The organism is Streptomyces sp. NPDC017979 (genome assembly GCF_044328175.1).
GTDB lineage: Bacteria > Actinomycetota > Actinomycetes > Streptomycetales > Streptomycetaceae > Streptomyces.
In genome coordinates this window covers 216,890-230,254 of sequence record NZ_JBIRGU010000010.1, presented here as the reverse complement: position 1 = coordinate 230,254, position 13,365 = coordinate 216,890, and the positions used below count along the sequence as shown (strand labels likewise).

Annotated in this window: 12 protein-coding genes; 7 read left to right on the top strand and 5 right to left on the bottom strand. The window is 72.0% G+C overall.

Annotated elements, in window-relative coordinates; genetic code table 11:
- The first annotated feature begins 242 nt into the window (after positions 1 to 242).
- Positions 243 to 2,018, top strand: coding sequence for a hypothetical protein (locus ACH4E8_RS24860; RefSeq protein ID WP_398451689.1), 1,776 nt, complete (start codon positions 243 to 245; stop codon positions 2,016 to 2,018).
- A 220-nt stretch (positions 2,019 to 2,238) separates the two neighbouring features.
- On the opposite strand, the gene ACH4E8_RS24855 is transcribed toward ACH4E8_RS24860, so the two are convergent.
- Both ACH4E8_RS24855 and ACH4E8_RS24850 read right to left on the bottom strand, forming a co-directional pair.
- The gene (locus tag ACH4E8_RS24855; protein WP_398451687.1) at positions 2,239 to 3,177 is read right to left on the bottom strand and encodes an SCO1860 family LAETG-anchored protein; all 939 of its coding nucleotides are present in this window, start codon (positions 3,175 to 3,177) and stop codon (positions 2,239 to 2,241) included.
- Positions 3,178 to 3,500: 323 nt separating this feature from the next.
- Entirely contained in the window at positions 3,501 to 4,586 is a 1,086-nt protein-coding gene (locus ACH4E8_RS24850) for an amidohydrolase family protein (protein WP_398451685.1), read from the bottom strand.
- Between the two features lie 162 nt (positions 4,587 to 4,748).
- Here ACH4E8_RS24850 and ACH4E8_RS24845 point away from each other — a divergent pair, with 162 nt between their 5' ends.
- The 5 genes from ACH4E8_RS24845 (at position 4,749) to thpD (ending at position 9,568) form a co-directional block, all read left to right on the top strand.
- Positions 4,749 to 5,855 carry a pyridoxal-phosphate-dependent aminotransferase family protein gene (locus tag ACH4E8_RS24845; RefSeq protein WP_398451683.1) on the top strand — a complete coding sequence of 369 codons (1,107 nt, stop codon included), beginning with the start codon at positions 4,749 to 4,751 and terminating at the stop codon, positions 5,853 to 5,855.
- Positions 5,856 to 6,216: 361 nt separating this feature from the next.
- The gene (gene ectA / locus ACH4E8_RS24840; RefSeq protein WP_398451681.1) at positions 6,217 to 6,792 is read left to right on the top strand and encodes a diaminobutyrate acetyltransferase; all 576 of its coding nucleotides are present in this window, start codon (positions 6,217 to 6,219) and stop codon (positions 6,790 to 6,792) included.
- 135 nt (positions 6,793 to 6,927) lie between these two features.
- On the top strand, positions 6,928 to 8,196 hold the full coding sequence (gene ectB, locus ACH4E8_RS24835; protein WP_398451678.1) for a diaminobutyrate--2-oxoglutarate transaminase: 1,269 nt from the start codon (positions 6,928 to 6,930) through the stop codon (positions 8,194 to 8,196).
- A 64-nt stretch (positions 8,197 to 8,260) separates the two neighbouring features.
- The gene (locus ACH4E8_RS24830; protein WP_398451675.1) at positions 8,261 to 8,659 is read left to right on the top strand and encodes an ectoine synthase; all 399 of its coding nucleotides are present in this window, start codon (positions 8,261 to 8,263) and stop codon (positions 8,657 to 8,659) included.
- A 3-nt stretch (positions 8,660 to 8,662) separates the two neighbouring features.
- A complete protein-coding gene (gene thpD, locus ACH4E8_RS24825; protein ID WP_398451673.1) occupies positions 8,663 to 9,568 on the top strand; it encodes an ectoine hydroxylase in 906 nt (301 codons plus the stop codon).
- Positions 9,569 to 9,628: 60 nt separating this feature from the next.
- On the opposite strand, the gene ACH4E8_RS24820 is transcribed toward thpD, so the two are convergent.
- Complete coding sequence (locus ACH4E8_RS24820) at positions 9,629 to 10,708, bottom strand: alkene reductase (protein ID WP_398451670.1); 1,080 nt, start codon at positions 10,706 to 10,708, stop codon at positions 9,629 to 9,631.
- 189 nt (positions 10,709 to 10,897) lie between these two features.
- Here ACH4E8_RS24820 and ACH4E8_RS24815 point away from each other — a divergent pair, with 189 nt between their 5' ends.
- Positions 10,898 to 11,437 (top strand): MarR family winged helix-turn-helix transcriptional regulator, encoded by a 540-nt coding sequence (locus ACH4E8_RS24815; RefSeq protein ID WP_398451667.1) that lies wholly within the window; start codon positions 10,898 to 10,900, stop codon positions 11,435 to 11,437.
- Between the two features lie 71 nt (positions 11,438 to 11,508).
- On the opposite strand, the gene ACH4E8_RS24810 is transcribed toward ACH4E8_RS24815, so the two are convergent.
- Both ACH4E8_RS24810 and ACH4E8_RS24805 read right to left on the bottom strand, forming a co-directional pair.
- Positions 11,509 to 12,546 carry an aminotransferase class V-fold PLP-dependent enzyme gene (locus tag ACH4E8_RS24810; RefSeq protein ID WP_398451664.1) on the bottom strand — a complete coding sequence of 346 codons (1,038 nt, stop codon included), beginning with the start codon at positions 12,544 to 12,546 and terminating at the stop codon, positions 11,509 to 11,511.
- A 31-nt stretch (positions 12,547 to 12,577) separates the two neighbouring features.
- A complete protein-coding gene (locus tag ACH4E8_RS24805) occupies positions 12,578 to 13,252 on the bottom strand; it encodes a DsbA family oxidoreductase (RefSeq protein WP_398451914.1) in 675 nt (224 codons plus the stop codon).
- Between the last annotated feature and the right edge of the window lie 113 nt (positions 13,253 to 13,365).

The following is a 13,365-nucleotide window of genomic DNA, read 5'->3' as shown; positions in this document are numbered from 1 at the left end:
TACGCATCGGGCTGTCGATACGCAGGTGAATCGTGCAAAGCAAGCATGACGATCTTCAACGGGCCTAACCAGGGTGCCTTTTTGGCACTCTTGCGGGCTCTGAAAGTCACGTCGTACTGTCCGGATCCGTATGCGGCCGACGCAGTTCAGCAATCACCATTCGGCCAACGGCGAAAAATAGCTACACGGCAGAGCACTGCACTTCAGAGCAGGGTGAAACACATCGGAGCACGGAGGAATGCGTGACGCGTTATCGCCTGAGTGGCGCGGTGATGACCCATCCGAAACGATTGCCGGCGGCCGAGGCACTGGCCGAATCGGCACCCCCGGGGGCCTTACGGGTCGTCATGGACCCCGACCCGGGCGGTCGGCCGTCCGTTTTGCGTACGGCCCTGGCGGCGTGGTCGGCGATCGAGGAGGACGCCACCCACCACCTGGTGGTGCAGGACGACATGTTGCTGTCGGAGACCTTCTTCGAACGGGCCCGCGCGGCGGTGCGGGAAATGCCGGACGCGGCCCTCGCGCTGTTCGCCCTCTGGGACGCCCGCAACGGCGCGGCGGTGCGTTTGGCGGCCATGTCGGGGGCGCGTTGGGTGGGCTCGGTCAACGAGTACTTTCCCTGTGTCGCCATCGTGCTGCCGCGCGAGGTCGCCACCGGTTTCGTGGAATACGGCAGACAGCGCCTGGACGCCTGGCCCGACGACATCCTGATGTACCGCTACCTGCGCGACCGCGGGATTCCGTCGTACGTTTCGGTGCCGAGCCTGGCCGAACACGACGACCGGGGGTCCATTTCCGGCAACGCATTTCGCGGGCCGCGCCGTTCGGTGTGCTTCCTGCCCGACGACCGCCCGGGGAACGAGGGGACCCGGTTGGAGGGGCTGCGGGTGGTGCCGTTCTTCAAGCACGGGGTGGCCCAGTGCGCGGTGCGGCAGGACGGCCCGGGCCCGGAGCGTTGGCTCCACTTGGAGTGCGAGTCGTACGTGGAAGGGTCCGGCATCCGGGTGCAGAGACTGGATTCGGCCATGCTCGGATTGACCGAAGTGCAGGACCGGGAGGCGGTCCGCGGCACGTGGCTGACCTCGTTCGCCCTCGGGCTGGTGCACCGGCGCGCGGGCCGGGGCGGCGCCCTCGACCCGGATGCCGATCCGGTGCTCGCCGAGGCACTGGCGACGATCGGCCCCGGCGGGATCAGTCACCGCCGCAGCGAGGAGCAGATCGCCGAGGTGCGCGACGGGCTGGCGCGGGTCGCCCGGGCGGGACTTGAGGCGGGGTTGGCCGCCGGGGAGCGCCGCACCGCGGCGGGGCAGAAACCACGGCCCGCGCGGACCGGCCCCGCGCACTGCGTGGGGCTGGTCGGCGGGGCGAGTCCGCTGGGCGAGCACCTGGCCCGCGGCCTGGCCGACCGCGGGTACCGGGTGACCGCCCTGGGGACAGAGGGCGGTCACCCGGCGCCGGGGCTCGACGCGGTGGTCGACCTCGGGCCGCTGCACCAGTGCGGCGAGCGGACGCCGGCGAGCGTCGTCGTGACGCTGCTCGACCGCGCCGACGGCACGGTGCGCAGCACGCACACGCTGTACGCCGGTGACCTGTACGGCCCGGGGTGCCCGCGGGATTCGGCGATCGGGCGCATGGTGTGGGACGCGGTGCGCTACCAACCGGTCGTCGTCACCGAGCCGCCGGGCCCGGACCTGCGTCCGCTGCACACCGCCGACCTGGTGGACGCCGTGGCCCACGCGGTGACCGCGCCGGTGAAGGAGCGGGCGGTGCTGCTGCCCGTCGGGGACCCGCTCGCGGTGCGTCACGTGGCCGATGCGGTACGGGAGTCCGTACGCCCGGTCCCGCTGGAGGCCGTCGCGCCCGCGGGCCGCCCCGGACACCGGGCCCGCCCGGACGGCTTGGGCTTGCCGGACCTGCCGCCGCTGGAGGGCTGGAAGCCGGTCCGCGAACTGCACCACGGTCTGCACACGTTCGCCCAGTGGTTGGCGTACGAGGGGATCCGGCACGCACCGGACTAGGCCGCCACGGGCCGGGCCCTAGTGCTGTGACCGGAAAAGGTCACCGGCTCGCGGCGCCCGGCACGGCACGGCACTCCCCCTGTGCCCTGCGGGCACGGTGGTGCCCCCACGCTGCGTTGTCGCATCACCCGAGTACGTCCAGTACGCGGGAGATCCTCCGCCTTGCGATGCACCGCACCGGACACCGCGAGCCACCCGGCAAACCCTTCCGGTCACAGCACTAGGCGCGCTTGCGGGCGCGGGCCAGGAACATCGCACCGCCGCCCAGGCCCAGCAGCACGGCGGCGCCACCGGCGACGTACATCGTGGTGGCGCTGCCGCCCGTCTCGGCGAGGTTGTCGTCCGAGGGCGTGGAGCCGCCCTGCTCCTTCGGGCCCGGGGCGGGCGGGGTCTCGGTCTTCGGCTCCTCGGGCTGCTCGGGCTTGGGGGCCGGCGCGGCCTTCGGGGCCTCGCAGGTCGCCTTGACGAGGGTGACGTTGCCGTTGACCTCGGCCACGTTCAGCTTCAACGGGTTCACGTTGACGTTGAGTTCGAGCGCGGTGGCCGCGGCCGTGCGGGAGGTGGTCTCGCGCTTGGAGAGGTCCAGCGTGACCTCGCCGACGCCGGGCACGGTGACCTGCGTGCGGCCGTCCGCGGAGAGGGTCACCTTCTGGCCGAGCACCTTCACGTGGCCGAGGAGGTTGGACTCGGCGACCGGCTTCTTGCCGACCTCGCACACGGCCTTCGACGTGACCTGCTCGACCTCGACCAGGGACAGCAGCGGCAGGCCGGGGAGGTGCACCTTGGCGCGGGCCAGGTTCACGTACCCCTCGGCGCGCTGCTTGTCCGCGGTGGCCCGGGAGGTGGCGACGTCCGCCCGCAGGACCTGGAAGGGCCGGCCCGCGTCGACCCCGTCCAACCGCACGCTGAGCGCGGTCTTCTCCGCGCTGGCGGGCGCCTTCACCTCGTTCAGGGACACGCTGAGGGGAAGGTTGACGGTCTTGTTGAGCAGGGAGACGTCCAGCCCGGTGCGCAGGACGACCGCGCTCGCGCGCCCCTCTTCGCCGCCGCCGGTGGCGTGGGCCGGGCCGGCGAGCGCCACGGGCGCCGCGACCAGGGCGACGGCCGCCGTGACGGCGGCGCAGCGGCGGGCGGGCACGCGCAAGGCATTGCTGTTCAAGGTGTGGAACCCCCACAAGAGGAATGACGTCGTCCGTCGACCGCGGGGACACGCGGCGACGACGACCGAGACGCCTCATCTTTACGCACTGAGAGTGAACTGACGGCTACCGGGGGTCAGTTCACTCCAAAGGGGGGTTTCCGGCCGTGCTTTCGATTCGTGAGGCACGTGCGTTCCTTCTGGCCCCTGTTTTCACACCGCACGGAGTACGTGACCCACCGCCGACCAGCCGTCGTTGGCTTCGGCCGAAAAGAGCTCAACGACGGCTCGCCGACGAACGTCACGGCCGGTCAACAGCGCGCCCCGGGCCGGACGGTGGCGGCTCAGCCGACGATCTGCCCGTCGAGGACCACCCGCAGCGGATCGGCCAACGCCCGGACGTCGGCGCGCGGATCGCTCCCGTACACCACCAGGTCGGCCGGTGCGCCTTCCTCCAGCGCCGGGCGGCCCAGCCACGCCCGCGCCTTCCAGGTGGTGGCCGCCAGGGCTTCGACGGGCGGGATGCCGGCCTTGACCAGCTCGCCGACCTCGGCGGCGACCAGGCCGTGCGGCAGCGAGCCGCCGGCGTCGGTGCCGACGAAGACGGGGATGCCGGCGTCGTAGGCGTTGCGGACCGTGTCGTAGCGGCGGGCGTGCAGCCGTCGCATGTGCGCCGCCCAGTCGGGGAACTTGGCCTCGCCGCCGTCCGCGAGCGACGGGAAGGTGGCGATGTTGACCAGGGTCGGGACGATGGCGACGCCGCGTTCGGCGAAGAGCGGAATGGTGTCGTCGGTGAGCCCGGTGGCGTGCTCGATGCAGTCGATTCCGGCCTCGACGAGGTCGCGCAGCGAGTCCTCGGCGAAGCAGTGCGCGGTGACCCGCGCGCCCAGCCGGTGGGCCTCGGCGATGGCCGCTTCGACCGCTCCGCGCGGCCAGCAGGCGGTCAGGTCGCCGGCTTCGCGGTCGATCCAGTCGCCGACGAGCTTCACCCAGCCGTCGCCGCGGCGCGCCTCCCTCGCGACGTAGGCGACCAGGTCGGCCGGCTCGATCTCGTGGGCGTAGTTGCGGATGTAGCGCCGGGTGCGGGCGATGTGCCGCCCCGCCCGGATGATCTTCGGCAGATCGGCGCGGTCGTCGATCCAGCGGGTGTCGGCGGCCGAGCCGGCGTCCCTGATCAGCAGGGCGCCGGCGGCCCGGTCGGTGAGCGCCTGCTTCTCGCTGGTGGCGTCGTCCACCGCGCCGTGCTGGTCCAGCCCCACGTGGCAGTGGGCGTCGACCAGCCCGGGCAGCGCCCAGCCCGTCACGGTCACCGCCGCACCGGCCGGCCGGTCGTAGGTGACGCGCCCGTCGACCACCCACAACTCGTCCCGGACGTCCTCCGGGCCGACGAGCACCCGCCCCTTCACGTGCAGCACCGCGTGATCGCTCATGCCTGCACTGTACGAGGCGGCTCGGCGCCGTACGAGGGGCTGCCGCGGCCTGGGTACCCTCGGTTGGGCGGCCGGATCGCACCGGCTGAAACCCATCGAAAGCGCCCCGGGGCCGCCCCGCCCCGGTGCCACCCGCTCGACGATCCGAAGAAGGCACCCACCGTGACCCATCCGTTCCTGGACCTGCCCCCGCTGACCGCCGAGCGCTTCGCGGCGATCGAGCGCCGGGTGGCCGCGCTGCTCGACACCGAGCAGGACGTCGTGATCACGCAGGGCGAGGCGCTGCTGCCGCTGGAGGGCTGCATCCGCTCCGGCGCCCGGCCCGGGTCGACCGCGCTGAACGTGGTCACCGGCCCGTACGGACAGACCTTCGGGAACTGGCTGCGGGACTGCGGTGCCACGGTGGTGGACCTGGAGGTGCCGTTCCACACCGCGGTCACCGCCGAGCAGGTGGCGCAGGCGCTGGCGGCACACCCGGAGATCGACTTCGTCTCCCTGGTGCACGCGGAGGCGGCGACCGGCAACACCAACCCGGTGGCGGAGATCGGCGAGGTCGTCCGGGCGCACGGCGCGCTGTTCATGCTGGACGCGGTGGCGTCGGTGGCCGCCGAGCCGCTGCTGCCGGACGCCTGGGGCGTGGACCTGTGCGTGATCGGCGCGCAGAAGGCGATGGGCGGGCCGGCGGGGGTGTCGGCGGTGTCCGTGAGCGGGCGCGCCTGGGAGCGCTTCGCGGCCAACCCGGCCGCGCCGCGCCGCTCGTACCTCTCACTGCTGGACTGGAAGGAGCGCTGGATCGACGGCGGGCGCCGGGCGCTGCTGCACGCGCCTGCGCAGTTGGAGATGTTGGCGCTGGAGGCGTGCGTGGAGCGCATCGAGTCGGAGGGGCTGGCTGCGGTGACGGCCCGGCACGCCTCCGCGGCGGCGGCCACCCGGGCGGGCGCGGTGGCGCTCGGCGGCGGCCTTGAGCCGTACGTCCACGACGCGCGGGACGCGGCGCCGGTGGCGACGACCCTGCGCGCGCCGTCCGGGGTGGACGCCTCCGAGCTGGTCACCCGGGCGCTGGCGGCCGACCCGTCGCTGCCCCTGGTCGCCGGCGGCGGGGCGCTCGCCAAGGAGATGATCCGGGTGAACCACTACGGGGTGGACGCGACCCGCGGCGCGGTGCGCTCCTCGCTGGCCGCGCTCGGCGCCGCACTGGTCGAACTCGCCCCGGGCACCACCGTGGACCTGGAGGCGGCCGGCCGCGCGGTCTCCGACACCTGGGCCTAGGGCGCTTCGGGGCGTATCCCCGCCGGATACGCCCCGACACCCGGCGAACCGAGAAATCAAAAGAAAATCCCGCGCAAAATCAAAATGACGGGGAGCCGCCTTTCAGTAGGCAGCTCCCCGTTTTCTTCTGCCCGGGTTCCCCCGACCTAAACGCTAAAGTTCCGACAGGGAAATCCGGCCGTCTTGAAGATGTGACGGACTCCACATCATGCCCGTTTAGCGGCTTATTTACCGGACAAAATGGCACATAGCACTGCCTCATCTTGGGCCAGGTCGCGCCCGCGCGATAACACATTACTGCGAATCACCCAACCCCTCGCCGCCATGCATATATCGAATTCCATCGGTAAATTGCCTGGACATGACCGCCGCGCAAGACGACCTTGTACGAGCCTCATCCTCCACCCCCCGAAGCGAATTCACCGTCATCGAAAGCCCACGGGTCGAAGACGGAGCCGCGATCTGGCGCATCGCCCGCGACTCCGAGGTCCTGGACCTCAACTCCCCGTACAGCTATCTGCTGTGGTGCCGTGACTTCGCCGCCACCTCGTTGGTGGCCCGGGACGACACCGGTGCGCCGATCGCCTTCGTCACCGGCTACCTACGCCCGGACCGGCCCGAGGCGCTGGTCGTCTGGCAGGTCGCGGTGGACCGGGACCACCGCGGACGCGGGCTCGCGGGCACCCTGCTGGACGCGCTGACCGCGCGCGTCACCGAGGGAGGGGGCGTGCACGAGGTGGAGACCACCGTCACCCCCGACAACACCGCGTCGGACCGGCTGTTCACCGCGTACGCCCGCCGCCGGGGCGCCCGACTGGAGCGCGAAGTGCTCTTCGCCGAAGAGCTCTTCCCCAGCCGGGAGACCGACCGCACCGGCGCGCCGGCCGGGGACCACCAGACCGAGATCCTCTACCGCATCGGTCCGTTGGCCGCCTGACCGGCGGCCCCGCGCACCGAAGCGCACCGAAGCGCACCGACGAACGGCACGGCGCGGCCACGGACGACGTCGCCCGCCTTTCACCTGCGCCCACCGCCCCGTCCGGCGACCACCCCCTGTTGGAGGCAGAGCCCCATGACCATCACCCCGCCCGCCATGAGCGTCTTCGAAGCCCTGGAGTCCGAGGTCCGCTCCTACTGCCGGGGGTGGCCCGCCGTCTTCGACCGCGCGCAGGGCAGCCGGCTGACCGACGAGGACGGCCACAGCTACCTCGACTTCTTCGCCGGCGCCGGCTCGCTCAACTACGGCCACAACAACCCGGTGCTCAAGCGTGCCCTGCTCGACTACCTCGAACGCGACGGGATCACCCACGGCCTGGACATGGCGACCACGGCGAAACGCACCTTCCTGGAAGCCTTCCAGAACATCGTGCTGAGCCCGCGCGACCTGCCGTACAAGGTCATGTTCCCCGGCCCGACCGGCACCAACGCGGTGGAGGCGGCGCTCAAGCTGGCCCGCAAGGCGAAGGGCCGCGAGCCCGTGGTCTCGTTCACCAACGCCTTCCACGGCATGTCGCTGGGGTCCCTCGCGGTCACCGGCAACGCCTTCAAGCGCGCCGGAGCCGGCATCCCGCTGGTGCACGGCACCCCGATGCCGTTCGACAACTACTTCGACGGCACCGTCCCGGACTTCCTCTGGTTCGAGCGGCTGCTGGAGGACCAGGGCTCCGGCCTGGACAAGCCCGCGGCCGTGATCGTGGAGACCGTGCAGGGCGAGGGCGGCGTGAACGTGGCCCGCCCCGAGTGGCTGCGCTCGCTCAAGGCCCTGTGCGAGCGGCAGGACATGCTGCTGATCGTCGACGACATCCAGATGGGCTGCGGGCGCACCGGGGGCTTCTTCTCCTTCGAGGAGGCGGGCATCACCCCGGACATCGTCACCCTGTCCAAGTCGATCAGCGGCTACGGACTGCCCATGTCCCTCTGCCTCTTCCTGCCGGAGCTCGACCTGTGGGAGCCGGGCGAGCACAACGGCACCTTCCGCGGCAACAACCCGGCGTTCGTCACGGCCACGGCGGCACTGGAGACGTACTGGACCGACCGCGAGATGGAGAAGCAGACCCTGGTGCGCGGCGAGCAGGTCGAGCAGGGGCTGCTCGCGCTCGCCGGGGAGAGCGCGCAGCCGGACTTCAGCTTCCGCGGCCGGGGCCTGGTCTGGGGGCTGGAGTTCGCCGACGGGGAGCGCGCGGGGGCGATCTGCGCCCGGGCCTTCGAGTTGGGGCTGCTGCTGGAGACCTCCGGGCCGCGCGGCGAAGTGGTGAAGCTGCTGCCCGCGCTCACCGTGACCCCCGCGGAGTTGGACGAGGGCCTGCGGATCCTCGCCCGGGCCGTGCGCGAGACCGCCTGACGCCCGCCGCCGCCCGGCACCTGACGTCCGTCGTCACCTTCGAGTTCAGAAAGGCACCAGCACTGTGATCGTACGTTCGCTCAAGGAGATCCAGGACACCGACCGCCACGTCAGAGCGGCCTCCGGGACCTGGGAGAGCAAGCGCCTGATCCTCGCCAAGGAGAAGGTCGGGTTCTCGCTCCACGAGACCGTGCTGTACGCCGGCACGGAGACGTCCATGTGGTACGCGAACCACGTCGAGGCCGTGCTCTGCGTCGAGGGCACCGCCGAGTTGACCGACGACGAGACCGGCGAGGTCCATCTGATCGAGCCGGGCACGATGTACCTGCTCGACGGCCACGAGCGGCACACGATGCGCCCCGTCACCGACTTCCGTTGCGTCTGCGTCTTCAACCCGCCGGTCACCGGCCGTGAGGACCACGACGAGAACGGCGTCTATCCGCTACTCACCGAGGAGGGCTGAAGCATGACCACCGCCACCCGCACCCCCGTCGTCGAGGACCTCTACCCGAGCCGCGGCCCCGCCGAGGTGGTGACGCCGCGTCAGGAGCCGGTCGTGTGGTCCGCGCCCGGTGCGCCCGGCCCCATCACCTCCGGTGACCTCGCCTCGTACGAACGCGACGGCTTCCTCGGCGTCGAGGACCAGATCACCGACGACGAGGTCCGCCTGTACCGCACCGAGATGGAGCGGCTGATCGCCGATCCCACGGTGCGCGCCGACGAGCGCGCCATCGTGGAGTCGCGGTCCCAGAAGGTGCGCTCGATCTTCGAGGTGCACCGGCTCAGCGAGGTCTTCGCCGCGCTGGTGCGCGACGAGCGCGTGGTGGGCCGGGCCCGCCAGATCCTCGGCTCGGACGTGTACGTCCACCAGTCCCGGATCAACGTGAAGCCGGGCTTCGGCGCATCGGGCTTCTACTGGCACTCGGACTTCGAGACCTGGCACGCCGAGGACGGCATGCCGAAGATGCGGGCGGTCTCGGTCTCCATCGCGCTGACGGAGAACCGGGACACCAACGGCGGGCTGATGATCATGCCCGGCTCGCACCGGACGTTCCTGGGGTGCGCGGGTGCGACGCCCGAGGACAACTACAAGAAGTCGCTCCAGATGCAGGACGCGGGCACGCCGTCCGACGGCGCGCTGACGCGGTTCGCCGACGACCACGGCATCCGGCTGTTCACCGGGCGGGCCGGCTCGGCGACCTGGTTCGACTGCAACTGCATGCACGGCTCGGGGGACAACATCACCCCGTACCCGCGCAGCAACGTCTTCATCGTCTTCAACAGCGTGGAGAACGCGTCGGTGGAGCCGTTCGCCGCGCCGGTGCGCCGGCCGGAGTTCATCGGGGCCCGCGACTTCACCCCGGTGCGGTAGGACGTGCAGCAACGGCGAGGGGCCCCGCGACGAACTGCGGGGCCCCTCGCCGTGCGGGCGTCAGCCGCGGCCGAGCGTCGGGTAGTCCGTGTAGCCGCGCTCGTCGCCACCGAAGAAGGTGGCGGAGTCCGGGGCGTTGTACGGGCCCCGGGTCCGCAGCCGCTCGGGCAGGTCGGGGTTGGCGAGGAAGAGCGCGCCGAAGGAGATCATGTCGGCGGTGCCGTCCTCGACGGCGGCGAGCTGGTCGTGGTCGGAGGGGGTCGGGGTGCCGTCGTTGAGGATCAGCGTCCCGGAGAACTCCTTGCGCACCGCCTCCACCAGTTCCCGGCGCTCCGGGCCGCACTGGAGCACGTGCAGGTACGCGAGCCCCAGCGGCTCCAGCGCGCGGACCAGCGCGAGGTACACCTCGTCCGGCTCGGGCTCGTGGACGTCGGTCATCGGGTTGCAGGGCGAGATGCGCAGGCCGACCCGGTCCGGGCCGATCGCCTCGGCCGTGGCGCGGACCGCCTCGACGGCGAACCGGATCCGGTCCTCGACGCTGCCGGCGCCCCACTCGTCGGTGCGCAGGTTGGTGTTCTGGCCGAGGAACTGGTGGATCAGGTAGCCGTTGGCACCGTGCAGCTCGACGCCGTCGAAGCCGGCGGCCACCGCGTTGCGGGCGGCGGAGACGAAGTCCTCGATGGTGGTGCGCACGTCCTCGCCGGTCAACTCCTGCGGGACGGGGAAGTCCTTCATGCCCTCGTGCGTGTAGAGCTGCCCGGCCGCGGCGACGGCGGAGGGGCCGACCGGGTGGAGGTCGCCCGGCAGCAGGTCCGGGTGGCCGATCCGACCGCTGTGCATCAGCTGGGCGAAGATCGTGCCGCCTTCGGCGTGCACGGCGTCGGTGACCTTGCGCCACCCCGCGACCTGCTCCTCGCTGTGCAGCCCCGGGGTGTCGGGGTAGCCCTGGCCCACCGCGGACGGCTGGACGCCCTCGGTGATGATCAGCCCGGCGGATGCGCGCTGGGCGTAGTACGTGGCCATGGCGTCGGTGGGCGAGAGGCCGGGGCCGTAGGCACGGGACCGGGTCATCGGCGCCATGGCGATGCGGTTCGCCAGCGTGCGGCCGGCGAGGTGGAGGGGGTCGAAGGCGGTGGTCATGAAGGCTCCCGAAGAAAGAAAGTATGGCCGGCCAAGCTTTGGCGCCGGAAGCAACCGTAACGCATTGATTGGCCAGCCAAAGATAAAGCTTGGTCAGCCAATGTAAAATTTCGGAGAAGTCCGCGAGACACTGGGAATCCACGGCCGGAGGACCGGCGGCGAGCGTGACCGGCGGAGTGAGGAGTCCCGATGACGAGCCAGGTCGAAGCGGAGGGCGTCGCCGTCCGGAACGCGCCCGACGGCGCGGGGCAGGCGTGCGACGGGGGCGGAGAGCCCGCGTGCAAGGCGGGCGGCCCCGTCGGCTACGCCGTGTCGCACGTGGCCCGGCTGCACCGGATGGTCGGGGGCAAGGCGCTGCGCGGCCTCGGCCTCTACCCCGGGCAGGAGTTCGTGATGCTCCACCTGTGGAAGTCCGGCCCGCTGCGCCAGTCGGACCTGATCAGGTTCGCGGAGCTGGACCCGTCCACCGTCACGAAGATGCTCCAGCGCCTGGAGCAGGCCGGTCACGTCCGCCGCCGGCCCGATCCGGCCGACCGGCGTGCGGTCCTCGTCGAGGCGACGGAGCAGAGCTGCGCCCTGCGGCTCGCGGTGGAGCAGTCGCTGAACACCCTGGAGGAGCGGATGCTCACCGGGCTCGACGACGGCGAGCGCACGGAACTGCTGCGGCTGCTGAACAAGGCCGAGCGCAATCTGTGCGCGGAGGCCGCGGAGTGCGACGAGGCGGGGTGACCCCGTAGGACGCGACCGGAGAGCCCGGCACAGGGAGCGCGCGGGGCTTTCCGGACCCGGCCCAGGAACTGCTAGGCGAGCGCGTCGAGCGCCCGGTCCACGTGCGCCGGCGTGTTGTAGAGGTGGAAGGACAGCCGCAGGTTCCCCGCCCGGGCCGAGGCGACGACCCCTGCCCGCGCGAGGTCCGCCAGCCGCTCGCCCTGCCCGGGCACGGCCACGATCGCCGAGTCCGTCGCCGCGGCCGGCAGGCCGAGCGAGGCCAGCCCCTGCGTGCAGCGCCGCGCCAGCCCGGTCACGTGCCGGTGCACCGCCGCCACCCCGACCTCCTCCAGCAGCGCCAACGACTCGACCGCACCGTGGTAGGCCGCGTACGCCGGTGACTCGTCGAAGCGCCGGGCGGTGGGTGCCAGGTGCTCGACCGGCCCGTACAGGGGCCAGTCGACGGAGGCGAAGGTCCCCGCGTACAGCGGCCGCAGCGTTTGCTGGGCCTCCTCGGTGACGGTGAGGAAGCACACCCCGCGCAGGCCCAGCAGGAACTTGTACCCGCAGGTGACGGTGTAGTCGAAGGAGCCCGCGTCCAGCGGCAGCCACCCCGCCGACTGGCTCAGGTCCACCAGCGTGCGCGCCCCGTGCACCGCCGCCGCCTCCCGTACGGCCGCCAAGTCGGCGATGCGTCCGTCGGCGGACTGCACCGCGGAGAACGCGACGAGCGCGGTGCCCGGGCGCACCGCGTCGGCGAGCGCCTCCAGCGGCGCGTACCGCAGCGCGAGGTCCCCGCGAACGGCGAAGGGCGTCACGACGGAGGTGTACTCGCCCTCCGGGAACAGCACCTCGGCCCCGGCGGGCAGGGCCGCCGCCACCAGCGCGACCTGCACGGCGAGCGAGCTGCCCACGGCGACCCGGTCCTCGGCGACCCCGCTCAGCCGGGCGAAGGAGGCCCGGGCCGGGCCGAGCACGGCATAGTCACCGGCGCCGCCCGGCCGGCCCGCGGCCAGCTCGTCGACGAGCGACGTGATCGCGGCGACGGCCCGGCGGGGCAGCACTCCGCAGCTCGCGGTGTTCAGATACGTCGAGGTCAGCGTGAACTCGGAACCGCCCGGAGTCTCCATGCGATCACCCTGCGCTGACCTGTGGGGCGGGTCAACCCCGCGCCTGCGCCGTGTCGGCGCCTTCCGCGGGGCGGCTCTGCCACGCCTTCTCCAGCACCTCGGCGAACAGCTCGGGCGGCTGTCCCCCGGAGAGCCCGTAGCGCCGGTCGACGACGAAGAACGGGACGCCACGCGCGCCCAGTTCGGCCGCCTCCCGCTCGTCGGCGCGGACGTCGGCGGCGTACGCCTGCTCGTCCGCGAGCACCGCGCGCGCCTCCGCGCCGTCCAATCCGGCTTCGACGGCGAGCTCGGCGAGGACCTCGTGGTCGAAGACGGAGCGCTGCTCGGCGAAGTTGGTCCGGTAGACGACGTCGAGGAGTTCGCGCTGTCGGCCGCGGGCCTTGGCCAGGTGCAGCAGCCGGTGCACGTCGAAGGTGTTGCCGTGGTCGCGTCCCTCGGTGAGGTACGGCAGGCCGTCGCCGCGGGCGCCCGCCGCGACGTGCTCCTCCTTCGCCTGCGCCTCCTCGCGCGTGCAGCCGTACACCTTCGTCAGCACGTCGATGACGGACGACGTCTCGCCCCGTGGCCGGTCCGCGTCCAGCTCGTAGGAGCGGTACACCACCTCGACCCGGTCGCGGTGGTCGAAGGCGGCGAGCCCCTTCTCGAAACGGGCCTTGCCCACGTAGCACCAGGGGCAGACGACGTCGCCCCAGATCTCGACGCGCATCCCGTCCCGTTCCGTCCCCATGTGTCGCCCTCTTCTGCTCTCTTGCCGTCGTCGTCGGAAAACCAGCGCGGCCGCGCCCCGAGGGGCGCGCCGTAGCGACGTCAACGCACGGC